At 42.5% G+C, this 26,912-nt stretch carries 29 protein-coding genes; 25 read left to right on the forward strand and 4 right to left on the reverse strand.

Features of this window, described 5'->3' with window-relative positions; all coding sequences use genetic code 11:
* Positions 1-7: 7 nt before the first annotated feature.
* The 23 genes from FCL54_RS14060 (at position 8) to FCL54_RS14170 (ending at position 18,187) form a co-directional block, all read left to right on the forward strand.
* Positions 8-1,381: a flagellar hook-length control protein FliK gene (locus FCL54_RS14060; RefSeq protein WP_138127334.1), complete on the forward strand. Its 1,374-nt coding sequence runs from the start codon at positions 8-10 to the stop codon at positions 1,379-1,381.
* Positions 1,382-1,391: 10 nt separating this feature from the next.
* Positions 1,392-1,856: a flagellar hook assembly protein FlgD gene (gene flgD, locus FCL54_RS14065; protein ID WP_138127336.1), complete on the forward strand. Its 465-nt coding sequence runs from the start codon at positions 1,392-1,394 to the stop codon at positions 1,854-1,856.
* Positions 1,843-2,232, forward strand: a complete 390-nt coding sequence (locus tag FCL54_RS14070; RefSeq protein WP_138127338.1) for a TIGR02530 family flagellar biosynthesis protein — start codon at positions 1,843-1,845, stop codon at positions 2,230-2,232. Before flgD ends, FCL54_RS14070 begins: the two co-directional genes overlap by 14 nt.
* Positions 2,233-2,322: 90 nt before the next feature.
* Entirely contained in the window at positions 2,323-3,162 is an 840-nt protein-coding gene (locus FCL54_RS14075; RefSeq protein WP_138127340.1) for a flagellar hook-basal body complex protein, read from the forward strand.
* Between the two features lie 49 nt (positions 3,163-3,211).
* Entirely contained in the window at positions 3,212-3,424 is a 213-nt protein-coding gene (locus tag FCL54_RS14080; RefSeq protein ID WP_138127342.1) for a flagellar FlbD family protein, read from the forward strand.
* 44 nt (positions 3,425-3,468) lie between these two features.
* Positions 3,469-4,431: a flagellar motor switch protein FliM gene (gene fliM / locus FCL54_RS14085; RefSeq protein ID WP_171016854.1), complete on the forward strand. Its 963-nt coding sequence runs from the start codon at positions 3,469-3,471 to the stop codon at positions 4,429-4,431.
* Positions 4,428-5,519, forward strand: coding sequence for a flagellar motor switch phosphatase FliY (gene fliY / locus FCL54_RS14090; RefSeq protein WP_138127346.1), 1,092 nt, complete (start codon positions 4,428-4,430; stop codon positions 5,517-5,519). The genes fliM and fliY overlap by 4 nt, the downstream gene beginning before the upstream one ends.
* 54 nt (positions 5,520-5,573) lie before the next feature.
* The gene (locus tag FCL54_RS14095) at positions 5,574-6,218 is read left to right on the forward strand and encodes a flagellar biosynthetic protein FliO (RefSeq protein WP_138127348.1); all 645 of its coding nucleotides are present in this window, start codon (positions 5,574-5,576) and stop codon (positions 6,216-6,218) included.
* Positions 6,211-6,897 carry a flagellar type III secretion system pore protein FliP gene (gene fliP / locus FCL54_RS14100; protein WP_138127350.1) on the forward strand — a complete coding sequence of 229 codons (687 nt, stop codon included), beginning with the start codon at positions 6,211-6,213 and terminating at the stop codon, positions 6,895-6,897. Before FCL54_RS14095 ends, fliP begins: the two co-directional genes overlap by 8 nt.
* Before the next feature lie 15 nt (positions 6,898-6,912).
* The gene (gene fliQ, locus FCL54_RS14105; protein WP_138127352.1) at positions 6,913-7,182 is read left to right on the forward strand and encodes a flagellar biosynthesis protein FliQ; all 270 of its coding nucleotides are present in this window, start codon (positions 6,913-6,915) and stop codon (positions 7,180-7,182) included.
* Between the two features lie 9 nt (positions 7,183-7,191).
* A complete protein-coding gene (fliR, locus tag FCL54_RS14110) occupies positions 7,192-7,965 on the forward strand; it encodes a flagellar biosynthetic protein FliR (RefSeq protein WP_138127354.1) in 774 nt (257 codons plus the stop codon).
* 3 nt (positions 7,966-7,968) lie between these two features.
* On the forward strand, positions 7,969-9,066 hold the full coding sequence (gene flhB, locus FCL54_RS14115) for a flagellar biosynthesis protein FlhB (protein ID WP_138127356.1): 1,098 nt from the start codon (positions 7,969-7,971) through the stop codon (positions 9,064-9,066).
* A 1-nt stretch (position 9,067) separates the two neighbouring features.
* Positions 9,068-11,104 carry a flagellar biosynthesis protein FlhA gene (gene flhA / locus FCL54_RS14120; protein WP_138127358.1) on the forward strand — a complete coding sequence of 679 codons (2,037 nt, stop codon included), beginning with the start codon at positions 9,068-9,070 and terminating at the stop codon, positions 11,102-11,104.
* A complete protein-coding gene (gene flhF / locus FCL54_RS14125; protein ID WP_138127360.1) occupies positions 11,101-12,261 on the forward strand; it encodes a flagellar biosynthesis GTPase FlhF in 1,161 nt (386 codons plus the stop codon). Before flhA ends, flhF begins: the two co-directional genes overlap by 4 nt.
* Positions 12,233-13,102: a MinD/ParA family protein gene (locus FCL54_RS14130; protein WP_138127362.1), complete on the forward strand. Its 870-nt coding sequence runs from the start codon at positions 12,233-12,235 to the stop codon at positions 13,100-13,102. The genes flhF and FCL54_RS14130 overlap by 29 nt, the downstream gene beginning before the upstream one ends.
* Before the next feature lie 44 nt (positions 13,103-13,146).
* The gene (locus tag FCL54_RS14135; RefSeq protein ID WP_342773890.1) at positions 13,147-13,932 is read left to right on the forward strand and encodes a FliA/WhiG family RNA polymerase sigma factor; all 786 of its coding nucleotides are present in this window, start codon (positions 13,147-13,149) and stop codon (positions 13,930-13,932) included.
* 17 nt (positions 13,933-13,949) lie between these two features.
* Positions 13,950-14,396 (forward strand): DUF6115 domain-containing protein, encoded by a 447-nt coding sequence (locus tag FCL54_RS14140; RefSeq protein WP_138127364.1) that lies wholly within the window; start codon positions 13,950-13,952, stop codon positions 14,394-14,396.
* Between the two features lie 16 nt (positions 14,397-14,412).
* Positions 14,413-14,847, forward strand: coding sequence for a YaaR family protein (locus FCL54_RS14145; RefSeq protein ID WP_138127366.1), 435 nt, complete (start codon positions 14,413-14,415; stop codon positions 14,845-14,847).
* Positions 14,848-15,106: 259 nt separating this feature from the next.
* Positions 15,107-15,709, forward strand: a complete 603-nt coding sequence (locus FCL54_RS14150; protein WP_138127368.1) for a sigma-70 family RNA polymerase sigma factor — start codon at positions 15,107-15,109, stop codon at positions 15,707-15,709.
* Positions 15,710-15,883: a YvrJ family protein gene (locus tag FCL54_RS14155; protein WP_138127370.1), complete on the forward strand. Its 174-nt coding sequence runs from the start codon at positions 15,710-15,712 to the stop codon at positions 15,881-15,883. It abuts the gene before it with no gap.
* Positions 15,873-16,106 (forward strand): helix-turn-helix domain-containing protein, encoded by a 234-nt coding sequence (locus FCL54_RS14160; RefSeq protein ID WP_138127372.1) that lies wholly within the window; start codon positions 15,873-15,875, stop codon positions 16,104-16,106. Before FCL54_RS14155 ends, FCL54_RS14160 begins: the two co-directional genes overlap by 11 nt.
* A 117-nt stretch (positions 16,107-16,223) precedes the next feature.
* Positions 16,224-16,925 carry an ABC transporter ATP-binding protein gene (locus FCL54_RS14165; protein ID WP_171016855.1) on the forward strand — a complete coding sequence of 234 codons (702 nt, stop codon included), beginning with the start codon at positions 16,224-16,226 and terminating at the stop codon, positions 16,923-16,925.
* Entirely contained in the window at positions 16,922-18,187 is a 1,266-nt protein-coding gene (locus FCL54_RS14170; protein ID WP_138127376.1) for an ABC transporter permease, read from the forward strand. The genes FCL54_RS14165 and FCL54_RS14170 overlap by 4 nt, the downstream gene beginning before the upstream one ends.
* Before the next feature lie 169 nt (positions 18,188-18,356).
* On the opposite strand, the gene FCL54_RS14175 is transcribed toward FCL54_RS14170, so the two are convergent.
* Positions 18,357-19,064, reverse strand: coding sequence for a response regulator transcription factor (locus tag FCL54_RS14175; protein ID WP_138127378.1), 708 nt, complete (start codon positions 19,062-19,064; stop codon positions 18,357-18,359).
* Between the two features lie 569 nt (positions 19,065-19,633).
* A complete protein-coding gene (locus FCL54_RS14180; RefSeq protein WP_138127380.1) occupies positions 19,634-21,682 on the reverse strand; it encodes a bifunctional 2',3'-cyclic-nucleotide 2'-phosphodiesterase/3'-nucleotidase in 2,049 nt (682 codons plus the stop codon).
* 380 nt (positions 21,683-22,062) lie between these two features.
* On the opposite strand from FCL54_RS14180, the gene FCL54_RS14185 reads away from it, so the two are divergent.
* A complete protein-coding gene (locus FCL54_RS14185) occupies positions 22,063-22,491 on the forward strand; it encodes a MarR family winged helix-turn-helix transcriptional regulator (RefSeq protein WP_171016851.1) in 429 nt (142 codons plus the stop codon).
* Positions 22,492-22,529: 38 nt separating this feature from the next.
* Entirely contained in the window at positions 22,530-24,173 is a 1,644-nt protein-coding gene (locus FCL54_RS14190) for an MDR family MFS transporter (protein ID WP_138127384.1), read from the forward strand.
* Positions 24,174-24,315: 142 nt separating this feature from the next.
* Here FCL54_RS14190 and FCL54_RS14195 read toward each other — a convergent pair whose 3' ends face one another.
* Together FCL54_RS14195 and FCL54_RS14200 are read right to left on the reverse strand one after the other, a co-directional pair.
* Entirely contained in the window at positions 24,316-25,365 is a 1,050-nt protein-coding gene (locus FCL54_RS14195) for a hypothetical protein (RefSeq protein ID WP_138127386.1), read from the reverse strand.
* A 26-nt stretch (positions 25,366-25,391) separates the two neighbouring features.
* Positions 25,392-26,861 (reverse strand): MBOAT family O-acyltransferase, encoded by a 1,470-nt coding sequence (locus FCL54_RS14200; RefSeq protein ID WP_138127388.1) that lies wholly within the window; start codon positions 26,859-26,861, stop codon positions 25,392-25,394.
* Positions 26,862-26,912 lie beyond the last annotated feature (51 nt).

Consider the following 26,912-nt stretch of genomic DNA (forward strand, 5'->3'; position numbering starts at 1 on the left):
TGACAAAATGAACATCGGACAATTGATGGGACAACTAAAACAGTCGGCAGCAATAAATCAAAGCGAAACTTCATCGGTGGGAAAAGCCATGGATGAAAAGGGCTTTAAAGGATTGCTTTCGGACTTGATAACGGGTAAAGAAGGACAACCAAAAACGTTAAACGGAATAAAAGATTTACTAAAAGAACTAAAACAAATGCTTGAAGAAGTTTTAAATTCTTCTGAGCAGACCGAGGATAAGAGTGCCATTGTTGAACAGGTGGAAGAACTACTCGCCATGCCAGTCTTCGCTTTAAATCCTGAAGTGAAGAGTCTGGATAGTAAAGTGACCATTCAGCTGAACAACAAACAAGCCGACTCTATTGCTAATGAACTCTCAAAGCTCGAAACATTTATAAACGAAAGGCTTAAGAGTCAGAGTCAGAGTCAGAGTCAGACTAGCATAGATCCGAAAGAAAAAACGCATTTAAAAGAATTACTGTCTCGAGTTGAAGAACTGCTAAAGAATGAAAAACTGGTTTCCAGGTCTAAAAATCCAGTTGATCATCAAGAACTTAAGCAACCTCGGCCAATCGAAGCTTCCATCGTTATGCAAGGAATTAATGGAAAGAATAAACCTACTGAAAAGCAAAATGTGGAAAGCAAAAATCCAGCAAACACAACGGAAACGGGGACTCAAAACACTAAGGCCGACTCGTCAGGACATAATTCTACTAATCTATCTAAAACATTCGAAACTAAGATAGAATTTGTGACTGAAAAGCCAATAAAAAATAATGATTTTCAGCATGGAAATCCCCAGAAGTCTGACACGGTTCAGGGAGCCCTTAATTCAAATACTGGTACTGCTCTGGATCCTCTGGGTCTAGCCGGAGATAGTAAAACATTTGAAACCCAGCAGGCTAAAGGAGAACAATCAGTTCCAACCGGCCGGTTAAGCACGCTGGTGGACGATTTAAAAGAGGTGATCCAGGGGCGGATAAAGGTCAGCGCTAACTCTGAAACATCGCAGATTCGAATGAAATTGATGCCGGAAAACCTGGGTCATATTGATATCAAAATCGCTACACACGAGGGGAAAATCACCGCACAATTGATGGCCGGCACTCATATAGCGAAAGAGGCACTGGAACTCCAGGTCAACCAACTTAGAACTGCTCTGGTAAACCAGGGGATCAACGTAGATCGAATCGATGTAACACAGCAAAACCAGTCGAACCAATCGATGTTTAATCAGCAACATGGCCAGGGACAACAACAGTTCGGCCAACAACAGCAGCAAAAACAACCAAATTATAAGCCGAATGGCTACGCAGTGGAAGAAAGTCAGCCACAACCAAATAGTCCAAACGGCGATACGCAAATTAATTATGCAGTCTAGGAGGGAATCGATGAACACAACCTCTGCATCCATGAATATAACTACAAACCCAGGTCAAAAGCAGCAATCTTTTCAGGAGAAGAACACACTTGGAAAAGAGCAGTTTTTACAAATACTAGTTGCGCAATTGTCCAACCAGGATCCGTTGCAGCCAATGCAGGACAGGGAGTTTATCAGCCAGATGGCCCAGTTCAGCGGACTTGAACAAATGACAAACCTTAACGGCACGATGAACCGTTTCATTGACCATCAGATGCAAAGCTCCATTTCGGAAAACTCCCATCTGATCGGAAAGCAAATCCAATGGGAAGATGAAGGAGAATCGAAGACAGGAATTGTGGCAGCAGTACTTTTAAAAGAAGGAAATGTTTTAGCAGAACTGCAGTCGGGCGAACAAGTTGAAGTAGGAAACATCACGAAGGTGGAAAGCAAGGAAATAATCGAACAGGCGGCAAACGAGAATGAGCCAGTTTAGAATTCTTAAGCCCTATGTTCCAAATCAACAGCCCATTACAAAAACAATACCACAGCCCAAAAGTAAAATTGGAGATTCCAACACTTCTTTTAGTGATCAACTCCAAAAAACGTTAAACAATTCGGATGTTAAATTTAGCAAACATGCAAAGCTTCGTTTACAGGAACAAGGAATCCAGCTTTCAGATGAAGAGTTGAACCGGTTGAGTAACGGAGTGGACAAAGCGAAGCAAAAAGGGGCAAAGGAATCGCTCTTTTTGATGAACAACAACGCCTTTGTGGTGAGCGTTAAGAACGAGACAGTAATCACCGCCATGAAACAAAACAATATGGAAGAGCAGATCATTACAAATATTGATTCTGCTGTATTGTTATAAAAAACCAGGCTGGACCGAGCAGGGGGCCTAACGTTGCGGACCGACAGACGCGACGATCTAAAACAAAAAAACAATTTAGGGGGAAAAGCAATGCTTAAATCAATGTACTCAGGTGTAACTGGAATGAGAGGTTTTCAAACGAAGCTTGATACAATCGGCAACAACATCGCAAACGTAAACACAGTTGGATACAAGAAAAGCAGGGTGATGTTCCAGGACTTGCTCAGCCAAAACATGGGTGGCGGAGGAGTCAATCCGAAGCAAGTAGGGTTAGGTTCTGCAAATTCTTCGATCGATGTTCTACATAATCCAGGTTCACCGATGGCTACTGGAGTATCAACAGACCTGGCGATCGATGGGAAAGGATTCTTCCTTATCAAACATACGGATGGAAGAGAGTTATTAACTAAAGGCGGCAACTTCTATCTTGATCAAAACAGAGTTCTGAAAAACTCCCAGGGGTTTGAAGTAATGGGATATAAAATGGATCCTCAGCTTGACGCTAATGGAAATCCAGTGGTGGATGCAGCTGGAAATCCTCAATTTACAACTGATAAGACCCAGCGTGTGAACATTGATGTACCGTTAAACTTTACTGTTAACGCCAAAGGCCAGGTAATTGATTTAGATACGAAGCAACCAGTATTTGCGTTAGCAGTTAGCGCACCTTCTAATCCTTCTGGGTTAAACAAAATAGGTGGTTCAACGTATGAGATGACTGCTCAAGCGAATCCGAACGGGGCTCTCGATGATAACACGGCTGATGCGATCGGAGTCCAAATCAATTCCGGCCAGCTAGAAATGTCCAACGTCGACCTAACCGAAGAATTCACAGAAATGATCGTTGCCCAGCGTGGCTTCCAGGCAAACTCGAAGATCATCACGACCTCAGATGAAATTCTGCAAGAAATCGTTAACTTAAAACGATAGGAGGTTGGAAGGCTGAGAGGCTGAACGTCTCTCAGCCTAATATAAGCCTATGATCACACTGACGAAATTTAACAGGGAAACCTTTACGCTGAACGCTCTCTATATCGAGCAGGTTGAAGAAACGCCTGATACATTAGTAACGCTCCTTAACGGCAAGAAGTTTTTGGTCAGGGAGCATGCAGAGGAAGTTAACAAGAAGATCAAGCGTTTTTATCGTGAAATACAACTTTTAAAAGAGATAAGTAAACAAAACAGCGATTAACGGTGTCGCTGAGGAAAGACATGGGGGTGTAGCTCTTGGCGGGCATGCTATCAGAAAGAGAAGTAGATGCAATCCTTGCGTCTCTTTCAACGGAAGAAGAAACAACTAAATATAAAAAGGTACAGGCCTATGATTTTAAAAGAGCGCTTCGTTTTTCTCAAGACCAGATCCGGGTGCTGACCCGGATACACGAGAACTATGCACGGCTTATGACGAACTATACATCTGCACAGCTGCGGACTATTGTTCAGGCGTCGATCCATTCTGTTACACAATCGCCATTCGATGAATATGTGAAATCGATTAAAGAGAAGAGCATCAACAGCCTTTTTACTGCCGCGCCTTTACAGGGGCAAATGGTGATGGAAGTTCAATCTAACCTTGCTTCCGTTATGCTGGACCGCATGTTAGGTGGACAGGGGTTTTCGACCGAACGATCCTCTCATCTGACAGAGATTGAAACGATTGTGATGGAAAGGCTGTTTAATAAAATTCTAGAAAGCTTTCGTGATGCCTGGACTTCTATTCTGAAAATGGATACCGAGCTTAAAGAGTTAGAGGTTAACCCCCACTTTTTGCAGATTGTTTCGCCTAACGAAACCGTTATCGTTGTAAACATGGATGTCACGATCGGGCAGGTCACCGGCCGCATTAGAATTTGTTTGCCTCATGTAGTGTTAGAACCGATCATGCCAAGATTAACAGCTCACCATGGGCTTTCAAACCAAAAGAAAGAACGCCAGCCTGAAGAGGCAGAGGTTCTCCAGAAACGCGTTAAGAAAACCATGATGGAGATAAAAGCAGAGCTCGGCCGTTCGGAGATCAACATAGAAGAGTTTTTAAACCTTTCAGCAGGCGATGTTATCAGGCTCCAGGAAACGATTGATGATCCAGTCATTCTAAAAGTAGATAGGCAGCCGAAGTTTTTTGGCCAGCCTGGCAAATCGAAAGGGAAAATGGCGGTTCAAATCACAGAGGTATTAGATGGGGAGGAAAGTGACCAATGACAAACGATCGGTTATCTCCGGAAGAAGTTAAAGCGTTATTGACTCAAACGGACGAAGGCGAAGAAATGTTATTAACACAGGAAGAACAAGAAATTTTAAATGAAATCTATCAAATAATCAAGGGCAGTCTCGCTAAAAATCTTTCGGAAGAGTTTGGAAGAGAAGTAGATCTTCTCAACTTTAACAAAGAGATTGTGTTAGCCGAAACGATGGATAAAACAATCAATTTTCCACAGGTAGAAGCTTGCTTTGATTATGCAGGGGAAGTCGCAAGCTCTTCATTTTTTTGCCTGCCGCCGCAAGAAGCACAGGAATTAGCTGAATTCTGGCTAAAGGTCCAGGGTAAAAGCGAACAGGAAGCAGACGGAGAAGACTTGCTTCAAGTGGCGTTAACACAGATAACGCATAAATCGGCTGAAGCAATCGTTCAAGCATTTCAAATGCTTACAGACCAGAAGCTAAGCGTTTCCGGCTCGAAAGTGAACATTATATCTGAATGGGAGCACTCATTTTTAAACAGCTTTGCCAGCGATGAGGCGCTCGTATATACCACGTTTGATCTAAAGTTGTTAGAAGGCCAGTCCTCTGAAGTGGCAACGGTCATGCCGTTATCCGTTTTGAAAAAAGTTGTCGCATCTATCATGGATCAAAGTGTGTCAGGAAAAGAGGAATCTGCTACTGCTTCTATACAAGAAGAAAGCGTAGACAATAACTTATATGACAGGGAGACAGGAAGTGACAACCGCATGAACAAAGAGAACGACCGCCATAATATCCAATCTGTCGAGTTTTCTAGTTTTGACCAGCCGGAGAGTGGATTAGAAGAAGCAAGAAATTTAAATATGCTGTTGGACATTCCTCTTCAGGTAACGGTGGAGCTCGGCAGAACCAAAAAGCTAGTCAAAGATATTCTAAATCTGTCCCCTGGTTCGGTTGTAGAACTGGACAAGCTCGCCGGAGAGCCGGTTGATATTTTAATAAACAATAAGTTGATCGCTAAGGGCGAAGTAGTGGTCATCGATGAAAACTTTGGGGTTCGTGTCACAGATATCTTAAGTACAGCAGAGCGCTTATCAAAGCTTAAGTAGCGGAGGAAGACGGAAGAAATCTATCAGGTAATCAGTTAGGGAGTGTCATCAGTAGTGCAGCAATTAGTTAAGAGAATACTGCTTGCCAGTCTATTACTTTTTCTATTAGGGGGACCGCATCCTGTTGGGGCGGAGGGGAAAAGTGCAAAAGACTGGGCAGAAAACAATAACAACCAAACAGTAGAGAAGCAGAATCCTTCCGATACAGAACAATACCAGACTGGGGAAGGCAAGAAAAGCGCAGCTATTCTTTTGATAAAACTACTGTTTTATACCGTACTGGTTATCGTACTCATTTATGCTTTGATTAAGTTTCTGGCGATCCGCCAGCGAAAAATGCAGCATCATTCCGTATTTAAAACGATGGGTGGGACCCCTTTAGGAAACAACCGTTCCGTACAGATGATAAAAGTAGGTGGCAGTGTGTTCCTGCTTGGCGTAGGCGACCAGGTTTCATTACTAAAAGAAATTACCGACCCGGAAGAAGTTTCGAAGCTTGAAGCAGAAGCGGATAATCAGCCAACAGATAAAATCACCAGGGGAATTAAAGACTTTTTAAAACAAAGACAGAACACTGAGCAAGCTTCTCTGTCATCCTTTCAGGGACTATTTAAAGAAAGCCTTGCATCTCAGAGAAAACGCCGTGCGGAGCTGGATCAAAAGCTAGCGGAACGAAAGGATGGCGATCAACATGATTGATTTTTTAGCCCTTTCGATTCCTGGTATCGACCTCGGTACAAGCGGCGAGCCCGGAGAAGTAGCGACTACGTTGCAGATCCTTGCACTCTTGACCATTCTGTCGCTTGCACCTGCGATCCTGATCTTGATGACATGTTTTACGAGAATTGTCGTTGTGCTTTCATTTGTTCGTTCCGCACTGGCAACACAGCAGATGCCACCGAATCAGGTGTTGATAGGCCTTGCGTTATTCCTGACCTTTTTCGTCATGTCGCCGGTGTTTTCCGAAGTGAACGAGAATGCCCTTCAACCTTACTTGAATGAAGAGATTCCACAGGAGGAAGCGATCGATCTCGCGGTGTTGCCGATGAAAGAGTTCATGGCAGAGCATACCCGGCAAAAGGACCTTGCTTTATTTTATAAATATGCAAATAAGGAGAAGCCAGAGTCAGTTGAAGACATTTCCTTTACTGCCCTTGTTCCGGCGTATGCGATAAGCGAGTTGAAAACGGCCTTTCAGATTGGATTTGTCATTTTCATTCCGTTCTTGATCATCGATATGGTCGTGGCCAGCACATTGATGGCAATGGGGATGATGATGCTGCCGCCAGTAATGATCTCTCTGCCGTTTAAAATTCTTTTGTTTGTGTTAGTGGATGGCTGGTACCTTGTTGTTGAATCATTATTAACGAGCTTTTAGGTTAGGGGGATTTAAATGACTCCGGATTTTGTAATCAAACTGGCAGAGGATTCGGTTTATACGATCATCATTGTTACTGCGCCAATATTGTTAATAGCCCTTGGGGTTGGCCTTCTTGTCAGCATTTTTCAGGCGATGACGCAAATTCAGGAACAAACGCTTGCCTTTATTCCGAAGATAGTCGCCGTTCTCTTATCGATCGTTATCTTTGGCCCGTGGATGCTTACGATTCTGCTCGACTATACCAAAAATCTTTATCAAAACATCCATATGATGATCGGGTAACGTTTAGAAATGCTTGAATGGATAAATCAGCTTCCAATTTTATTGCTAATACTTGTACGATTGACTGCTTTTTTTATCGCAGCACCGGTCTTCTCGATGAAAGGAGTGCCGACCCATTTTAAGATCGGCCTCGGATTTTTTGCTTCCCTGCTGGTTCTAACAACGGTAGAGCAGGCACCAGTGGAATTGGACTTATTTTATATTTTTCTCATAATAAAAGAATTGTTTATCGGAGTTTCCCTGGGCTTTATCGCCGGACTCATTTTATATACCGTACAGGTCGCCGGGGCGTTCATTGATTTTCAGATGGGATTTGCGATCGCTAATGTGGTCGATCCCCAGACACAGGCACAGGTTCCGATCATCGGAAACTTTAAATATATGCTATCTATTTTGTTTCTTCTATCAGTAGACGGGCACCATTTGTTGCTCGATGGCGTGATGAACAGCTACAGGGTGCTGCCTCTAGCTTCGATGCTTCCGGCAGTAGACAGCAGCGGAATAGCAAAATTTATTGCAGTTACTTTTGCCGGGATGTTTGCGGCAGCGTTTCAAATCGCGCTTCCGATTGCGGGTTCGCTGTTTCTAGTCGATATAGCACTGGGGATTCTGGCCCGATCGGTTCCCCAGGTGAACGTGTTTGTCGTAGGGTTGCCCCTTAAGATATTTATCGGCTTTGTAACCCTTTTGATTACACTTCCAACATTTTTTTATTTGGTTCAAAAAATTATTAAAGATATGTACATAACGATGGGACAGTTAATAAGGCTATTGGGTGGTTAGGGAATGAACGTGCGTTACCGGGTTGATTTACAATTTTTCTCACAGGAAAAAACAGAAAAAGCGACACCGCAAAAAAGGCTGGAGTCACGGAAAAAAGGGCAGGTTGCTCGTTCTGCAGAAATTCCCGGCGCACTGATCATGCTCGGTGTGTTCTTGTTGCTGACCTTTGTCGGCGGGTACATGCTGGAAGGTTTTCTTTCCATGCTTCGAAACAGCCTGAGCCAGTATCCGGGATGGGAAGTGACTCCCCAGAATGTCGATCGCATGTTCAAGGAAAATACGCTGGAAGCGGTCAAGATTGCAGCACCTGTTATGCTGGTCGCCCTTGTGATGGGCGTGCTCGGCAATTATGTCCAGTTTGGGTTTCTGTTCGCGACTGATCCGCTGAAAATGAAGCTGGAAAAAATTAATCCTCTAAAGGGGGCCAAGCGGATTTTTTCAGTAAGAGCTGTCGTGGAGTTGTTGAAGTCGATTCTTAAAATCGTTTTGATTTCTGCTGTTACGTTTGGCCTTCTCTGGACAAAAAGAGAGGAAGTATTGCTGCTAAGCCAGAAATCGATCGGCCAATCATTGCAGTTTATTGGCACCCTGACTGTCCAAATCGGCCTGGCGGTTGCCGTCCTGTTATTGTTTTTAGCCGTTTTGGATTATGTGTACCAGAAATACGATTTTGAAAAAAACATCCGCATGTCAAAGCAGGATATTAAAGATGAAATGAAAAAAACAGAAGGCGATCCCCTTATCAAATCCAAGATCAAAGAAAAGCAAAGGGAGCTCGGGTTGAACAGGATGATATCTGAAATACCGCACGCAGATGTGGTCGTCACGAATCCGACGCACTTTGCGGTTGCGCTCAAGTATGATGACCAGACGATGGAAGCACCGACTGTTACGGCCAAAGGAGCCGACTTTGTTGCATTAAAACTTAAAGAAGCAGCGAAGGAACATAACATTATCACGATGGAAAACAAGCCGCTGGCAAGGGCATTGTACAGCCAGGTGGAAATCGGGCAGGCAGTCCCTGAAGAACTGTTTAAAGCAGTCGCAGAAGTGCTTGCTTACGTTTACAGCATAAAAGGTTATCCGGGAGGAGGAAATTAAAATGGCGTTAAAAGATTTTTCAGTATTAGTTTCAGTCATCATGATCGTCGTGATGATGGTTATTCCTTTTCCTCCTCTTTTGTTGGATTTCTTAATCATGTTGAACATCAGCCTTGCGATCACGATTATATTAGTGGCGATGAACACGAAGGAAGCGTTGCAGTTTTCGATTTTCCCTTCGCTATTGCTATTAACGACATTGTTCCGCCTGGGGCTTAACGTTTCGACGACCCGATCGATTCTAACGAACAAAACGGGAGGGGAAGTGATCGAGACATTCGGCTCTTTCGTGGTAGGAGGCAGCGTTGTCATCGGTTTTCTAGTCTTCTTAATCCTCGTGATCATCCAGTTTATCGTTATTACAAAAGGATCTGAACGTGTTGCAGAGGTCGCTGCCCGCTTTACGTTAGATGCGATGCCAGGGAAACAAATGAGCATCGATGCAGACTTGAACGCTGGAATGATCTCTGATAAAGACGCAAGAGAGCGCCGCCGTAAAATCGAGCAGGAAGCGGATTTTTACGGAGCGATGGATGGTGCGAGCAAGTTCGTAAAAGGGGATGCGATCGCCGGAATCGTCATAACGGTAATCAATATTATCGGTGGGTTGATCATCGGAATCGTTGTTCATAAAATGCCTGTCGGCGAAGCTGCTTCAACTTTTACGCTATTATCGATCGGGGACGGCCTTGTCAGCCAGATTCCGGCACTGTTGATCTCGACTGCAACAGGTATCGTCGTGACCCGTGCTGCCTCGGACGGAAACCTTGGAACAGATATCACCGGGCAAATCTTCGCTTATCCGAAGCTGTTATATATCGTTGCAGCAGTAGTAGGCCTGATCGGGGTCGCTACGCCTATCAGCCCGATGTTAACCTTCCCGATCGCCGGGATCATCGCTTTTGCTGGATATCAGATGCAGCGAAACCTTGAACAGGCGGAAGAGCATGCCGAGACTGCTGCAGGGGAAGAAGAGGCAGAAGAACTGAAGAGCCCTGAGAGTGTAACAGGCCTGCTCACGATCGATCCGATCGAATTTGAGTTTGGCTATGGTCTTATTCCGCTTGCCGATAAAAATCAGGGCGGAGATTTACTGGACCGTGTCATCATGATCAGGAGGCAGCTTGCGATCGAGCTTGGCATCGTCGTTCCGGTCATCCGGATCCGTGATAACATCCAGCTCCAGCCTGATGAATACGTGATCAAGATAAAAGGAAACAGGGTCGCAGGCGGAGAGATTCACCTTGATCAATACATGGCGATGAGTGCCGGGATTGAAGACGAAACGATCAGAGGCATCGAGACAATAGAGCCAGCATTCGGCTTGCCGGCACTGTGGGTGAACGAAGAAATGAAGGATAGGGCTGAGCTCTCAGGTTATACCATCGTCGATCCGCCGTCTGTCGTCTCTACACATCTGACAGAAGTGATCAAAAACCATGCCCATGAACTGTTAACAAGGCAAGAAGTGAAATCTTTGATCGATAACATCAAAGAGACAGCACCTGCTGTTGTGGAAGAGCTGATACCTAACCTGATGACGCTTGGAGAAGTGCAGAAGGTGTTGATGAGGTTGTTGAAAGAAAAAGTATCGATTCGAAACCTGGGCGTTATTCTTGAAACGCTGGCTGATTATTCACCGAAAGCAAAGGATCCCGATCTTTTAGCAGAATATGCGAGACAGGCGTTATCAAGGCAGATTACCTCGCAATATATTAATCCGGGAGAATCACTGAAGGTTTTGACGGCAGGTGCAAGTGTCGAAAAATTGATGGCTGAATCGATCCAGCATACCGAACATGGAAACTATCTGTCGCTTGATCCGGAAACGTCCCAGAAAATCTACCAGATGGTGCTCGATCAGGTCAACCGTTTGCAGCAATCTGGCATTCAACCTGTTTTGTTAACATCTCCTGCGATCCGGATGTACCTGAGGCAATTCCTTGAGCGATATATGCCTGACTTGCCGGTATTATCATATAACGAACTTGAGCCAGATGTAGAAGTACAGAGTGTTGGGGTGGTGAACGTAACATGAGGATTAAAAGATATGTTGTGAATCAGCTTCCGGAAGCAATGCCGATGATTCGAAAAGACCTCGGGGCAAACGCCTTGATTTTAGACACAAAAAAAATTAACACTGGCGGCTTTCTTGGTCTCTTTAAAAAGCAGAAGCTTGAGGTCATCGCAGCACTCGATCCTGTCAAAATGGAGCAGGACCATAAAGAAAAGGTGGCAGCAGCGTTAAAGCAGGAAAAGGCATTGCGGGCACAGGATAGCAGGAAGGACAGCGTAAAAGGGCAGTCTGATAATCCCGACATTGTGAACGAAATCAAAAGCATTAAGCAGTTTCTATTTGAAATGATGGAAACCGAACAGCTACCAGAATCTCTTAAACAGCTGAACAACCTTCTTGAGGAACAGAATCTTACAAAGTCGATTCGTTCCAATCTTTTAGCGGTCATGGCCGAAAAAATGAAAGAGAAGCCTGGGTTAAGCACAGAAGCAATCCTTACGATAGCAAGACAAGAGCTTTTACATCGGCTGAAGTCACTTCCTGTTACGAGCTTAGACCCTAAAGCAAAGATGGTTTGTTTCGTTGGCCCGACTGGTGTTGGAAAAACAACTACTATTGCCAAGATCGCAGCAGAATACCTTTTGAATCAGCAGAAAAAAGTAGGCTTGATCACATCGGATACTTATAGAATAGCGGCGGTAGAACAGCTGCGCACCTATGCGAAGATACTCGGTATCCCGCTTGAGGTGATCCATTCAACGGAAGAGCTTAAGAAAGCAGTTTCAAAGCTGGAAGAGTGTGACGTGATTTTAATGGATACGGCAGGAAGAAATTATCAGCAGAAAAAGTATATTCACGATCTTGAGCAGCTGTTGAACGAACAAGATGCCATCCAGGTCAACCTTGTTATAAGTCTGACGGCAAAATATGAAGATATGCGCGATGTCGCTAAGAATTTTCAGCCAGTCGGAGTCGATCAGCTCATTTTTACGAAGAGAGATGAGACGAAATCTTACGGTTCCATCTTGAACCTGATCGATGAGTTTGATATGCCGCTAAGCTATATTACCAACGGGCAAAACGTTCCTGATGATATTACGGTTGCAACGCCAGAGCTGATTGTAGATTTAATACTGGGAGAAGATGGACATGATCGATCAAGCGAAAGCATTACGTGAGAAAGTGAAGAAAAAACAAACGCTCGAGCTCGGCGGTCAAAAGCGAAGCACGAGGGTCATTGCGGTCACGAGCGGAAAAGGTGGAGTCGGTAAGTCTAACTTTTCGTTGAACTTTGCATTGAGTTTAATACAACAGGGGAAAAAGGCGCTTATCTTTGATATGGATGTGGGATTAGCGAATATCGATGTTCTGATGGGTCTGTCACCTGAGGAATCGATTATCTCCATGATAGAAAAGGATCTGGCGATAGAGGATGTTATCGAAACAGGGGCGAATGGCCTCCAGTTTCTTTCCGGGGGAAGCGGGCTCGCTTCTATAATGAAACTAAACGATGACCAACTGACTAAAATCCTGGATGAGCTGGGTTCTCTTCAGGGAAAAGTGGATTACATCATTTTAGACACTGGTGCTGGAATATCTCAAGAAAATCTCAGGTTCCTGTTAGCTTCCGATGAAGTGATCCTGGTCATCAATCCTGAACCGACATCGATTACCGATGCATACGCTGTAGTGAAGATGCTTTATTCAAAGAACGAGAGTATCCAGGTAAAGCTCGTTGTGAACAGGTGCGTGACAGAAAAAGAGGGCCAGCAAACTTCTGCAAACTTTAAACGGGCAGTTGAGCAATTTTTAAGAAAAGAGATAGAGGTACTGGGATGGATTCCGGATGATAAACAGGTTCCGATGGCGGTGAAACAACAAAAGCCATACCTGCTGGAATACCCGAAGTCTGATGCTGCAGTTTCAATGAACAATCTCGTCAGAACGTATCTTGATTTACCGGTCTCTTATAAATTAGGAGTAAAAGGGTTCCTTGCAAAGATGCTGTTTAATCGATAGAACACAGAGAGAATTGCTGAAAGGGTATAACGGGGGTGCAGCAATTGAAAGCAAAGATGGATAAACAGACAATTGAATACTGGCAAAAGTGGAAAGAAGAAAAGGATGCGGAGGCAGGGGATTACCTTGCTAAGCTTTACCTTCCTCTTGTTGAAACGCTTGTCCAAAAATATTCAGCGGGGCTTCCTGTAACGGTGCGTAAAGACGACTTGTTGGGCTTCGCAACAGACGGCCTGCTGGATGCGATTGAAAAATTCGATCTGGAACGAGACCTGAAATTCGAAACGTACGCAAGCTGGCGCATTAAAGGAGCTATCATCGACGGCTTGAGGAAAAACGATTGGGTTCCTCGTTCCGTTCGTGACAAAGTGCGGAAGATTGAAGAAGCCTATGCAGTGCTAGAGCAGGATAAATTGACCTCGGTAACAGATGAAGAAGTAGCAGAATACCTGGGGATTTCTATAAAAGAGATGAACCAGGCAATGCAGGATGCTTCTTTATCGATCATGGTTTCGGTGGATGAGCCGGTTTATGAAGACGATGAACACAAAACAGGCCGATTCAATCTGATCGAGAATGAAAATGCCGAAACGCCCGACCGCCATATTCATCAGCAATTCATTCAAGAGATTCTGCAAAAAACGATCGAGCGGCTTCCAGAAAAAGAAAAGCTTATCGTATCTCTTGTTTATTTTGAGGAATTAAAGCTCACTGAGATCGCAGAAATCTTGGGGTTGTCCACATCACGGATTTCCCAGCTGCACTCAAGAGCGATGATGAGGATGAAGGGCGCGCTGTCTAACCATAAAGAGCTAGTGCAAAACATGTAGCAAAAGGATGAAGCAAATTGATTTATTTTATCGTGATCAGCATTGTACTACACCTTGTGAGCCTGCTGGCAATCGTCATTCTTTTTCAAAAACAATCGCTATCATCGCCAGGTCATTCTATGGAAGGAAACATAGAGGGGATAAAAGAAAGCATGGCCGGTTTTGTAAAAGAACTTGAACAGGAGAACCAGCTTCTCGCAGAAAAATTGATCCAGTACATAGATAGGAAGGAAGAAGCTTTAAGAGCAGATTTTTCCCTTAGCCAGAAGGATTCAGTGGCCATGCACGACGAATCACCTATAGAAGAGCAATCCGGGTCCGAAATAAATGATAGCCTCCAACCTGAAGAGCAAGTAATCCAGTTATATAAGCAGGGGTTTTCATCTCATCAGATTGCTTCCACTCTTAAAAAAGGAACAGGCGAGGTAGAGCTCATCATCAACATGTACAAGAAAAGAAAGTAGATAAGAGGCGATTAGGATGCGCATTCAAAACCATATGAAAAATACAGTCGACCTTACAAAGCCTGAAGGAAAAGGGAACAGGCAGTCAGCAAACTTTTCAACAGCTCTCAAACAATCGACGGAAAAGATGAAAATGGATAACCTGAACCGGCTTTTAGGCGATATCGAAGCTCAGGGCCAACGGTTGAACAAGTCCAAAACCTTTGAAAACCTGCTTGCTTATAAACGGATGGTGAAGCAGTTCATGGAAGAAGCGCTTCATGGTTTGGAGTTAACAGAGAAGCATAGCTTTAACGGCAGAGGGGAAAGCAGAACATTTAAGCTGGTGGAAGTAATCGAGCAGAAGCTAGTGGACCTGCAGGAAGAAGTGCTGGGTAAAGAACAAAAAGGGTTAGATGTCCTGGCATCAGTAGGCGAGATCAAAGGTCTGCTGGTTAACTTGTATATGTAAATGGTATGTACCTTTGCATGAAAGGGAAGGATGATATAGTGAAAAAGGCCTTGCCTCAAGTTAAACAATTAGCCTCATGAAAGTGTTTGGCATTTGTTTTATACTTAAGTTTACAATTGAAGAAAAAATAACCAGCCCTGGATATTCCGGGTTTTCTTTATAGATAAAAATAGAACATACGTTCGAAATGAGGTTGTTTAATTTACGAGTTATTCCACTTTATTAGATAAGAAGACGAAAGGAGGGTTGGATAAGGACAATGGTTCATTATCCGTTTCAAGAAAAATACCCGCACAAAAAGAAGTTGTTTTTGGATTATATAAAAGGGAATGAGAAGTTTCTTTCCAACCCCTTGGTTCAGTCCTTTTTAGAGCATCCGGAAACGTATCGTTTGTTTGTAAAATCAGTCATTTTTTCAAATCCGGTGTATAAAGCAGAGATAAACAGCTCATTTAGGCAGTTTTTTGTAAAGGTGAGGTTTCTAGCATATGTTTCAAAACTTATCAGGTACTATTGCATCAATTATGACCGCAAACAGAAACTCGAATGCTTAAGGTGCCTCCTCACATTGGATAAGCCTTTGAGCGTTGAAGAGGAGGGAGAAACGCTTGTAGACATTCTTGAAGGCAAGAGCCTGGAAGAGCCGTTTCTTGAAAATACTGTTGAAGGTTTAACAGATAAAAGGCTTTATTTCGCTTTTCAAAAATTAACCGGAAAGCAAAAGGAAGTGCTCCATTTAAGCTACGTATACGAGATGAAGGAAAATGAAATAGCTTCGATTAAAAAAATATCGCAGCAAGCAGTTTCGAGGATTAAGCAGCGAGCATTATCGAAGCTAAGAGCAAGTATAGGAGGGGTATAAATGGTCGGTTTTCTTGATATTGCAGGACTGATCGGCAGTGTGAAAACAGTCGGCTTTCCGATTGTAATGGCTGTATACTTACTCGTTCGAATGGAAAAGCGGATCGAAGGGCTCGAAGCCTCACTGGAGAAAGTCATCGACCAAACGAAAAGCAGGGATAAACATGGAGAATAACTTTTACGAGTTGATTAACAGAGCAAAGTCTGATGATGAGGATGCGATCGTAAAGATTTTGGAGCTGCTGGAACCCAAGATACAATATGAAGTCAGGAAAACAGCGGAAAAACACAGAGAGGATTTGAAGCAGGAGTTAACGATAAAGCTTATTAAAACGATCAAAGAATTTGACCTGGATAATGTCCCTGACTTCGATAATTTTATGAAACAGAGAAAGTAGAGCTGCTGGTTAACGGCAGCTTTTTATGTTATTTAAGGAATCTTTATTTGCTATTCTAATCAAAAGTTGCAACCTTTTATCCTCTAAATTCGTATATACATCGGAGGGTTGATGAACGTGCTGACAATTAACATTAAGAACGCCGGTTATCCTGATAATAAAGAAGCAATAAAAGATATGCAGTTCTCTGTGAACAAAGGAGAGTTAGTTGGACTGATTGGAGCTAATGGCGCAGGTAAAAGTACGACGATCAAAACGATCCTTGGATTACTAAAAGACGTTGACGGTACGGTTTCCTTTGAAGGAGAAAGCCGTTATGCGTATGTGCCGGAACATCCAGTCTTCTATGACAGCCTGACGCTATGGGAGCATCTTGAGCTCGCAGCTGCTTCATTCCAGCTGCAAACAGAGGAATGGATAGAGCGCGCAGAAAAGCTGTTAGTCTATTTTCGTTTAGAAAAAGAAAAGCATGAACTGCCATCCAGTTTTTCTAAAGGGATGAAGCAAAAGGTGATGTTAATAACAGCCTTTTTAATCCAGCCCGCTGTTTATATTATTGATGAACCTTTTATTGGACTCGATCCACGGGCGACAAAAGACTTTTTGTCACTCTTGATGAAAGAAAGGGAGCGGGGAGCAGCCATCTTGATGTCCACCCATGTGCTGGATACAGCAGAAAGGATTTGCGACCGGTTTTTGTTAATGGCAGGAGGCCGGCTTGTTGCCGAAGGAACGTTAACTGATATCCAACATACTTGCGGGTTGTCTGGAGCATCGTTGTTGGACTGCTTCGATAATATTCTGGAGCGTTCGTTATGAGACTTTCCCGCAGGTTGTTCTGGCATCGTTTAAAGTGGGAATGGAAGCATAAATGGAAGGATTTTCGGTCGGTTGCAGACTGGACAGTGCTTTTATATATTATCATTCCTGGAATGATAATCGCAGTTATTAACTATGTGGAGTGGTGGAGCGAGATACCAGTGTTTGCGGCATTTCTGCCTGAACCGATCTGGCTGATCATTCTTTATTTCGCCAGCAGGTTTGCTGTATTGAGGGTTTTTCTTCAGGAAGCAGACCAGATCTATCTTTTACAGCATGGAAAAATTATGAAGGGGATCATGTTGAGAGGGATAGCATACAGCTTGCTGCAGAATGTATTGATTAATGGATTCACCCTCATCATTCTTCTTCCGTTCTTATTCATTCACCTTGGCTATAGTATTGTGCATGTCCTTATGCTTTTTGGCATTATTGTTTTGGTTAGCTGGAACATGATGTTCATTAGCCAATTTATAACAATAAAAATTCCGAATACGGTAATACGCGTCTTTGCATTGGCGGCAGTAAATGGAATAGCAATTGTGTTTTATCTTGTTTTCATTTCTTTATCTCTTTCCGATTACCTTAGTTTTGTGGCTGTTATATCAGGCCTCATGGTCGGTTTTTTCCAACTGTTAAAAATGAGATTATCCTTAAAAGGCGCTTTCTTTGAAGATGTCCAGCGGGAACGGAAATATTATCTCTCCTGGACGAGCCTCCTTGTTCAGGGATCAGGGATGTCGGAAACGAAATCCTTTCGTACGAGAAAAGAACCATTGCTTTTTAAAGGATCCAGCCGTTTGTTAAAAGGAGAAGACCCTGTTACAAGGCTTGTCGATTCCTTTTTGAAATGGTATATCCGCCAGTTTTCAAAGATACAGTACTATCTTCAAATTGTTGGTGTATGTGTTTTGGCTGCTATTTTACTTCCCGTTTGGGTTAAATTTCTCGTATGGCTATTCGGCGGATTTGCGCTCATCAGCTGGAAAAAAGCAGATTGGAATGAGTTTGAAGGCGGAGGATACCTGATGCTTTATAAATGGGATGTTGACGTAAAAACAGAGGCGGCCAAAAAGAGCCTCAAATTTTTGACGCTGCCCGGATTTCTAGTTATCAGCTATGTAACAGGAGCGATGGTTTATTCCTGGACGGGTGGATTTATTTTCCTTGTTGCTGGCTGGTTTGTCCATAAAGCATTGATTATGATCTTGCGGCCTTTCTATTTTGAAAATAATGCCTCATCAAATAATGCAAAAATATAACGACTTAAAAAGCCGTTCCTGATTAGGAGCGGCTCTGTTCCATTATTTTTAGGTGTGAAATTTAGCAAGGCGTTTTTCGATGTAGCAACAAATGTTAAGGCTATCGCATAAGGTCAACTAGCATCTTTGAGTTCCCTTAAGGATCGCATTCGGCTAGTTTTGATTACATTTAATGAAAAACTAGTATGTCTTTTTTATAAGCGATCGGAATAATGTGTGTTCTGTTATTCGCATCAAGCTTGTCCATGATGCTTGCGATATGGTTTGTTAGCGTCCGGGGTGAAATATATAGTTTTTCTGCGATCTCGTCGAAGGTTAAGCCGTTAACAACGATTTCTTTAAGCACTTCGATTTCCCTGTTCGTTAAGTATTTTCTTGCTGTTGGCTGGTTGATTTGAATGTCTCCATAATTCTTTTTAGTCAGCTCGGCGTTTTCCTCATCCTCTTGATTCTTTTTTCTTACTTCATCCATAAAAGCCTTTTGATAGGTAGTACTCATAAAAAAGGCGTGTTCCTTTAAAGATTTGAGAGCATCTGAAATAGATGATGAGAAACCATCATGAAAACCTTTAACGCCTTTATCAACAAGTTCGATTAATCGATTACAGTTCCCTTTTACATCAACGATTAAAATGTGGGTTCCTTGCGAATAGTGTTTTGCTTTCTCTAAAAGCTCTTTCGTTTCCTGAAATGTTTCTTCATCATTTTGGTCCATCACGATTAATAGAAATTCTGGCCGGAGTTCCTGTAACTTCTCCAACACATTCCTATCGGTTTCTTCAACAGCAACTAATTCAAGGTCCGTGTTTTTGAATTGGCTATAATCAATTTTCTCCTTTGGATCAAAGGAAATAAGAGCGTTTTCTGATAGGATCATCTTTTTAACCTCCAAAACGGGTAATCTTAAGATTTGATAATTTTTCTATTCCCTCTACCAACATTTGTTAATCTCTAATTCTCTAATAATATTAATGCCTTGATAGTATGGTAAAAGATGCCTGGAACGTTTACGATGATTTGGAGATAAGTAAAGACTGCGACAAAAGTATTTTAGGCAAAGAAAAATCCGAACTTTGATTCAACATTCTTTAATCAGAATTCGAATCAGTTCGGATTTTCCTTTTGGACTGTTTTAGTAAGTTTTGTTGCTCATTATATCTCGGCTAAGTATTGTCTTTTAAAGCGATACTAAGATGAATAACCCGCTACGAAATATACTTCGCTAGAATAGGAGTAACATAGTTCTTACGGTAGGAAACCACTTCCAGCGGAGGCAGAATACGTAGACTCCTGCGGGAACAGCACGAGTCCGAAGACCCCGCAGCGGAGGTTTTGTTTTTCCGCGAGGAGGCTGAGGCCGTGCCCGCGGAAAGCGAAGTATTCTGCCGAAGCGGTTTGCATCATTCTATTTGAAAACAGTGTTAGATAAGCTTCTTAACTTCTGGATTAGTTAGTTTCTTTTACAGATTTAATCATGCTTAAGCCTTTATTTGTTTTATTCTTTTTATAAGGATGTAAGCGCTCATCGTCATTAAGATTAATCGTATACTTTGCAAACCCGTTCGCAGTTTCATTTACAAAATTTAATCCAGCCATATTTTCTGAATATGTTTTAGCTGCTAGAGAAGACTCGAATGTTGCTTTTACTGTGTCGTTCACTTTTTCAAACATCCAGTTACCGTCTGCAGAAGGGTTTATCGTTCCTTTTTCTCTTAAATAATCGATCACGATCTGACGGTTTTCATCAGGAGAATCTAAGATGATGTTGCTTCCATCTAATCCAGGGAAGTTACCGCCACCGCTTGCACGATAGTTATTCGTTGCAACGATAAATTCCATATCTTCTGTAACGCGCTTTCCATTATACTTTAAGTTTTTGATACGTTTTGCTTTTGGATCGATAAGGTTACCTTTGGAATCGTATTTGGCTGGACCGGTAACATCGATTTTATACGTCACGCCATCGATCACGTCATAGTTATAAGAAGGGAAGTCAGGGTTGATCAATGCCTGTTCTTCGGTGCTGTCCGCATCGATCTGATTAAACTGGCCTGCAGACATTTCTAACCATTCTTTCAGTTCAGCGCCGTTAAGGCGAACGGCTTTTAAAGTGTTTGGATAAACATAAAGGTCAGCAACGTTTTTAATCGCGATCGTACCAGCAGCAATGTCAGTATAATAGCTTGAACCGCCGCGTCCGCCTGCTTTGAACGGAGCACCTGCAGAAAGAACCGGTAAATTTTCATATTCAGTTCCCTGAATATTATTTTCTACATACCACTTCTGGGCATTTGTAACAACTTGAATAGATGGATCATCTTTTACAAGTGCAAAATAGCTAGTGATAGGAGCTGTTGTTTCTCCAACAGGACCGCGAACATACTCCAGTGTTGCATAATGCTCATCAGAAACTGCCTCAACAATTTCTGGATCGGCTTCGACTAAAGGAGTTTTATTAGCTTTATCATAGATTGGGCGGGCCTGTGACTGGGAATCGGCAACTTTCCATTCTCCGTTAACCTGCTCAAGCTCAAGATCGATCACGCCAAGGTGGTCGCCCCAGTAGCCAGGTTCAACAGATGCTACTCCATTGATCGTTCCTTTTGCAGTGTCTACGCCTTCCACACCTTCAAAGCTAGCGTCACCAGGGAAAACTTTATGGGCATGCCCGAATAGAATAGCATCGATGCCTTCTACTTCACTTAAATAGTAGACCGCATTTTCGTCATAGCCTTTAGGAGCTGCCTCTTCAAAGCCAGAGTGAGGGATAGCTACGATAATATCTGCACCCTCTTCTTTCATTTTAGGAACAAACTTGTTAGCTGTCTCGACGATATCTTTGGCGATAACTTTTCCTTCAAGATTGGACTTGTCCCACTGCATCACCTGTGGTGGGACGAAACCGATAACACCAACTTTAAGCTGGTGCTCCTGGCCGTCCGTGTCAGTAAATGTTTTATCTAACATTAAATATGGATTAAAGTAATTCTCATCATTAGCAGGATCGTTATCTCCGTCATCTTTATAGATGTTTGCATTCACATAGTTAAAATTAGCATCATCAATGCTTTCCTCTAAAAAGTCTAATCCATAGTTAAACTCATGGTTACCGATGTTTCCGGCATCATAGTTTAGTAGATTCATCGCTTTGTATACAGGATGTGTTTGACCATCCTGGAGCGGGTTTATTTTTGCCATATAGTCGCCGAGGGGATTACCCTGAAGCAAATCTCCGTTATCAAACAATAGGCTGTTTTCTGATTCCTGGCGGGCAGCGTTAATTAATGTAGCTGTTTTGGCAAGGCCAAATTCATCTGTCGGGCTATCTTTATAGTAATCATAGTTCACAACATTGACGTGAATATCAGTAGTCTCCATGATACGGACATTCATTGTTGCATTATCAGCAGCTTTTACCGAATTTCCCGCAAATGGGGATGCAAGTAACGTAACAGCAAGGGAAGAAGCAAGAACGTTTCGAAAAGAGTATTTCATGTGTGTCCACCTTTCGCCAAACTTTTATTTGGAAAACGAATATACCAGAATCATTATAAATCCAACTGTCAGGAAAAAATACATTACTTTAAGCCTATCTTCCTTTACAGTCCCCTTACAAAATACCTACTTAAAAAATACATTTATAAAAGTAATAAAAGATTGTTCTTCTTTTGATTTTTTTTAAAAACTTCTGTGAAGAGTTGATTGTAGCGGAAGATGCGAGACTCCCGCGGAAAGCGAGCATCCTGAAGCGGAAATCAACCTCTCCTCTTCGGAAATTATTTTAAAAATTTATACATAAAATTATTTCTTGACACGAAATCAAATCGGAGTATAATGAACAAAGTAAATAGTTAATAAGGTGAAATATTATTGAGGTGAATAAATTGGATGAGCGGAGGCAGAAATTAACGGCTGAGCTTGAAAAAAGCTTCAGAATTGTCTTTCGAACTTTTAAGAAAGAGATAGCCGAGCTTTTTGGTGAGCAGATTACAAATAACGAATTTATCTTTTTAAAATATATCTGCGAAGAAGGACCGAAAAAAGTTTCAGAATTGGCGAGTGAGTTTCACGTTACATTGAGTCATGTTACTGCAGTCATCGATCGGCTCGTAAATCGCGAGCTAGTGGAAAGGCATCGTTCTAAAACCGACCGCCGCGTCGTGAGGCTACATATTACAGAGCAGGGAAAACATCTTGTAGAAAAACTTGAAAAAGAAAAACGAGAGCATCTGCAGCGTAAGTTTGAGAGCTTAACGAGCGAAGAGATGGAAACGATGGCTACATTAATGAAAAAACTTATTTAGAGATATAAAAGATCAGGTTAAAAGAGGGAGTGCGAGAAATGGAACATCTAGATAAGAAATCTAAAATAACAATTATGGTCGCAATCATGTCAGCGCTGTTGTTCGTAGCGTTGAACCAGACGATCGTAGGAACTGCCTTGCCGAAGATTATTGCGGATCTTGGCGGGATGGAATACTTTAGCTGGGTATTCACAATCTTCATGTTAACGTCCAGTGTAACAGCGGTGCTTGTAGGTAAGCTCTCGGATATTTATGGACGTAAACCGTTCATTCTTTTAGGTATCGGTATTTTTATGGCTGGTACATTCATGTGTGGAACTTCTGATTCCATCATCCAACTTATAATTTACCGCGGCATTCAAGGTTTTGGCGGCGGTATGGTAATGTCTACGTCGTTTACTGCAGTCGGTGACCTGTTCTCTCCTCGTGAAAGGGGGCGCTGGCAGGGAATAATGGGTGGAGTATTCGGGTTGGCGAGTGTATTCGGTCCGACACTTGGCGGATACATTGTTGATAATGCTGATTGGCACTGGGTATTCTGGATCTTCCTTCCAGTAGGAATAGTAGCGTTTATCCTTATTATGCGCTTGTTCCCGAGTGTGACGAAAAAAGAGGGAGAAAGCGTCGATTACTTTGGCTCCGTTTTCCTTACACTAACAATCCTGCCGATGCTACTTGCATTCTCATGGGCAGGCAAAGAATATGATTGGACATCGCCGCAAATTATCGGACTGTTCTCTGCATCAGTTGTTGCGTTGCTTATTTTTATTTCGATTGAAAGAAAAGCGAAGAGTCCGGTTTTGCCGCTTGAGTTATTTAAAAATGATATTTTCTCATTGTCTAACATTATCGGTTTTATCCTTGGTATGGGAATGTTTGGAGCGATCATGTATACTCCGTTCTTCATACAGGGTGTAATGGGAACGTCTGCTACAAAATCAGGATTTATTATGATGCCGATGACGCTTGCGATGGTTACGGCAAGTGCGCTTGGCGGACAGCTGATCACGAAAACAGGAAAGTATAAAATTATTGCCATCATCGGATTGCTCGTAATGGCCTCTGGAATGTTCTCTCTTTCAAGAATGGATATGGATACATCGACATTAGTGGCTATTCTTAATATGATTACTGTCGGATTGGGTCTTGGAATGAGTTTCCCTGTCTTTACGTTAACAATTCAGAATGCTGTCAATTACAAGTTCCTTGGAGTTGCAACATCATCTGCTCAATTGTTCCGCCAGTTGGGTGGAACGGTTGGCGTATCGATCATGGGTACGGTTATGGCGTCGTCCATGAAAGATGAAATGGCACAAATGGCACCGAAGGGCGGTACAGAGGCGATTGCCCAAAACCCGCAGGTAGCTGAAAAGTTTAAAGCGCTCCAGGATCCGCAGGCATTGATGGATGCTGACAAACTAGAAGCGATCAGACAAACGCTTCCTGAACAAATGACAGGCATGTTCGATCAAATCGTCATGGTCCTTAGGACTTCACTAAGCCATGCGCTGAACGACGTGTTCTTGACAGGAATGTTCTTGCTTACTGCAGCAGTAATACTGACGTTCTTCCTTCGTGAAATTCCGCTTCGAATGAGCAATAAGGAAGAAGAACCGATCGCAGAACATGGGGACGAAAAAGTGTTGAAGCAAGAGAAGTTTAAAGAACAATATCAAAGATAAGAAGTAATTGACGATTGGAGGCCCTTATTAATAGGAAGTCCAAGAAAGTAGAAATAATTATAACGCCAATAATAAAAACGCATGGATCTCTGAATCCACGCGTTTTTTCTTATTCAATTTTTGCCGCTATCCCCAGTCTATATTAAGATTGTTTCTCTTTTTCGTCAGCATGAACGGTCTTTGTTAGTTTAGCTTCCTGGAGGAGTCGGGTAGTTATTTTATCCGCATTTTCTTCTCTAATATGCGCGCCGTCATAAAAGGCCTCCTCATAACCTGCATACTTTTTAACTTCATCAAAATCGTTATAGGTGAAGTTTGTGTGTTCCTGTTTCATTTTATTTAAAAAGTCTGTTAATTCGGCTTTCCGCTCGTCATAATCCCTTGTTTTTCGTAGCTCTGCCAATACATCATCATGCAGGGTTGTAATAAAGCCGATGACCTGGATGTCGTTTTCCTCAGCAAGTGTTAAAAAGTCGTTTAGATAATCTTTACGGCCTTCATCGATCGCCGTAAAGTTATTAAATCTGCCTTTGTATTTTTTTATATACGAATCGATGTCTGCTTTGAATTTTCCTTCTTTAATTTGCTTTTCTTTTTTTGGATAGTGAAGATATCCATCGTTGTCATAGGCCGCTTTTTTAGTCGGATATTCTGTCATCGCAAACGATAAGCTCCGGCCCGTGGCGACTGTCTGATCATAGGATATTAAAGATTTCAGCATAGAAAGTTTATTCTCACGGTCTTCTGGATGTAAGTACCTGGCAAACCTTTGATTATAAATCAGCCTGTCATCAAGCGGTGCATTATTATGGAATCCTTCTAAATCGATCCCAAGAATGACATACTCTGGCTTTACATCCAGATCTTCAAGTGCATACTTCAGCATCACATAATAATCTTCTGCACGGGCAGAGTTTACGCCGGCATTAAAGGCGTTTAAATCTGTTTTTTCTTCAATATAATTAGGGTTTATTTTCATCGTCCGGCTTGAACCTAAAACTAATACGTCAGGGTTGTTGTTATACTTTTGCAAAAGGTTTGCCTTGTCGGCGCGTCCAGTCCATACGAGGGAGGGCAGCTCTCTGGATGCATACTTTCCAAGAGGATTAACAAAGTAATTCAATGCCATTACAAAGCCGAGTAATAGTAAACTTGTCGACAGTACGATGAACATCATTTTTTTCCAGCTCATGTTTTTCTCCTCCTATATGCTCATCATTAGAATTGGAAATATAAGAATTCATTTTCTCGGTTAATAAACATTAACGCCGTAATCAACACGATCGAAATGAAAATTGCCCATTTGGCGTTAGGCTTTAGCTTTTTAGCGATTTCAATCGTGTTCGGTGCAAAGCTGACCCAGAGAAAAACACCGAACAGAACCAAAAGCTCCATGTTTCCTGACGGCAAGTACGTCTGTTTTCCAACAGCAAACCCATTCATCCCGGCCATTCCTTTTAACACCCTGGCAGCATCATCGAATGTCTCAGCCCGGAAAAACACCCAGGCGAACAATACTGCGAAAAAAGTCAGCAATCGTGCCGGCAAAAAGGATAGTTTTTCAAGTAATCCTGGGGCCTTGTCTTCCCGGGTTGCTGCCATCTCAAGATTGCTTCGTTTGTTACCAGCCCTTGCAAGAAGTTTCTTTTTCGTATCCCGGTAGAAATGGTTGATCATGTTATAGAGGCCATGCAGTGCGCCCCAGATAATAAAAGTCCAACCAGCACCATGCCATAGTCCCCCGAGAACCATTGTGGTGAACAGGTTCACATATTTTCGGGCTTTCCCCTTACGGTTACCGCCGAGCGGAATATAAAGATAATCCTTTAAAAAGGTAGATAGCGTAATGTGCCAGGTACGCCAGAAATCGATAATATTGTTTGCTTTGTACGGCGACATAAAGTTGATCGGCAGGTTGATGTTAAACAGGAATCCCAGGCCGATCGCCATTTCGGAATATCCCGAAAAGTCAAAGTACAGCTGAAATGTATAGGCGAGTGCGGCTCCCCATGCTTCGAAAAAGGTTAGCGATTCTGCCTGGTCGAATGCAGGGGTGGCCCATAGTGCCAGCGAATCCGCAACAACAACCTTTTTAAATAATCCCATGGAAAAGATAAGCAGACCAAGCACCAGATGTTTATGATGGACCTTGAAGTTATTTTTATCCTGAAACTGTGGAATGACTTCTTTATGATGTACGATTGGCCCTGCGATTAACTGTGGGAAGAAGACAACAAAAAGCATGTAGTTAAGAAAGTCATATTCTTTCGTCAGCCCTCTATAGGAGTCTACTAGAAAACCGATCTGCTGGAATGTGAAGAAAGAGATCGCAAGCGGAAGTACGATGTTTAACAGCGAATAAGATGTACCAGTAACCTGGTTTAAATTCTCTAAAAAGAAATCGGCATATTTATAATAGCCGAGCAATCCAAGGTTAACAGCCACACCAATGGATAATGTGATCTTGTTCGGCTTATACGAAAGGATTTTTCCAAATAAGTAGTTGAAAAGGATACTGAAAAATAAAAGGGCAAGGTATCGATAATCCCAATACGCATAAAAAGCCAGTGATGCAACGATCAAGACCGTCTTTGCAAGTGTAAGCTTTTCAAACTTCGCGCATAAATAATATAGCGCTATCGTGATCGGCAAAAAAGCAAAAATAAATTCAAACGAATTAAACAGCATAGAGGTTCTCCCCTTTCAGTCCTACCGGATGATCGCTTTTCATACCCTTCG

The organism is Exobacillus caeni (assembly GCF_005747095.1).
Classification (GTDB): domain Bacteria; phylum Bacillota; class Bacilli; order Bacillales; family Guptibacillaceae; genus Exobacillus; species Exobacillus caeni.

What these genes read in the sequence shown, in the direction of transcription:
- FCL54_RS14060 (WP_138127334.1), top strand. Translation starts at nt 8, where the DNA reads ATGAACATCGGACAATTGATGGGACAACTAAAACAGTCGGCAGCAATA.
- flgD (WP_138127336.1), top strand. Translation starts at nt 1,392, where the DNA reads ATGAACACAACCTCTGCATCCATGAATATAACTACAAACCCAGGTCAA.
- FCL54_RS14070 (WP_138127338.1), top strand. Translation starts at nt 1,843, where the DNA reads ATGAGCCAGTTTAGAATTCTTAAGCCCTATGTTCCAAATCAACAGCCC.
- FCL54_RS14075 (WP_138127340.1), top strand. Translation starts at nt 2,323, where the DNA reads ATGCTTAAATCAATGTACTCAGGTGTAACTGGAATGAGAGGTTTTCAA.
- FCL54_RS14080 (WP_138127342.1), top strand. Translation starts at nt 3,212, where the DNA reads ATGATCACACTGACGAAATTTAACAGGGAAACCTTTACGCTGAACGCT.
- fliM (WP_171016854.1), top strand. Translation starts at nt 3,469, where the DNA reads ATGCTATCAGAAAGAGAAGTAGATGCAATCCTTGCGTCTCTTTCAACG.
- fliY (WP_138127346.1), top strand. Translation starts at nt 4,428, where the DNA reads ATGACAAACGATCGGTTATCTCCGGAAGAAGTTAAAGCGTTATTGACT.
- fliP (WP_138127350.1), top strand. Translation starts at nt 6,211, where the DNA reads ATGATTGATTTTTTAGCCCTTTCGATTCCTGGTATCGACCTCGGTACA.
- fliQ (WP_138127352.1), top strand. Translation starts at nt 6,913, where the DNA reads ATGACTCCGGATTTTGTAATCAAACTGGCAGAGGATTCGGTTTATACG.
- fliR (WP_138127354.1), top strand. Translation starts at nt 7,192, where the DNA reads ATGCTTGAATGGATAAATCAGCTTCCAATTTTATTGCTAATACTTGTA.
- flhB (WP_138127356.1), top strand. Translation starts at nt 7,969, where the DNA reads ATGAACGTGCGTTACCGGGTTGATTTACAATTTTTCTCACAGGAAAAA.
- flhA (WP_138127358.1), top strand. Translation starts at nt 9,068, where the DNA reads ATGGCGTTAAAAGATTTTTCAGTATTAGTTTCAGTCATCATGATCGTC.
- flhF (WP_138127360.1), top strand. Translation starts at nt 11,101, where the DNA reads ATGAGGATTAAAAGATATGTTGTGAATCAGCTTCCGGAAGCAATGCCG.
- FCL54_RS14130 (WP_138127362.1), top strand. Translation starts at nt 12,233, where the DNA reads ATGATCGATCAAGCGAAAGCATTACGTGAGAAAGTGAAGAAAAAACAA.
- FCL54_RS14145 (WP_138127366.1), top strand. Translation starts at nt 14,413, where the DNA reads ATGCGCATTCAAAACCATATGAAAAATACAGTCGACCTTACAAAGCCT.
- FCL54_RS14150 (WP_138127368.1), top strand. Translation starts at nt 15,107, where the DNA reads ATGGTTCATTATCCGTTTCAAGAAAAATACCCGCACAAAAAGAAGTTG.
- FCL54_RS14155 (WP_138127370.1), top strand. Translation starts at nt 15,710, where the DNA reads ATGGTCGGTTTTCTTGATATTGCAGGACTGATCGGCAGTGTGAAAACA.
- FCL54_RS14160 (WP_138127372.1), top strand. Translation starts at nt 15,873, where the DNA reads ATGGAGAATAACTTTTACGAGTTGATTAACAGAGCAAAGTCTGATGAT.
- FCL54_RS14170 (WP_138127376.1), top strand. Translation starts at nt 16,922, where the DNA reads ATGAGACTTTCCCGCAGGTTGTTCTGGCATCGTTTAAAGTGGGAATGG.
- FCL54_RS14175 (WP_138127378.1), bottom strand. Translation starts at nt 19,064, where the DNA reads ATGATCCTATCAGAAAACGCTCTTATTTCCTTTGATCCAAAGGAGAAA.
- FCL54_RS14180 (WP_138127380.1), bottom strand. Translation starts at nt 21,682, where the DNA reads ATGAAATACTCTTTTCGAAACGTTCTTGCTTCTTCCCTTGCTGTTACG.
- FCL54_RS14190 (WP_138127384.1), top strand. Translation starts at nt 22,530, where the DNA reads ATGGAACATCTAGATAAGAAATCTAAAATAACAATTATGGTCGCAATC.
- FCL54_RS14195 (WP_138127386.1), bottom strand. Translation starts at nt 25,365, where the DNA reads ATGAGCTGGAAAAAAATGATGTTCATCGTACTGTCGACAAGTTTACTA.
- FCL54_RS14200 (WP_138127388.1), bottom strand. Translation starts at nt 26,861, where the DNA reads ATGCTGTTTAATTCGTTTGAATTTATTTTTGCTTTTTTGCCGATCACG.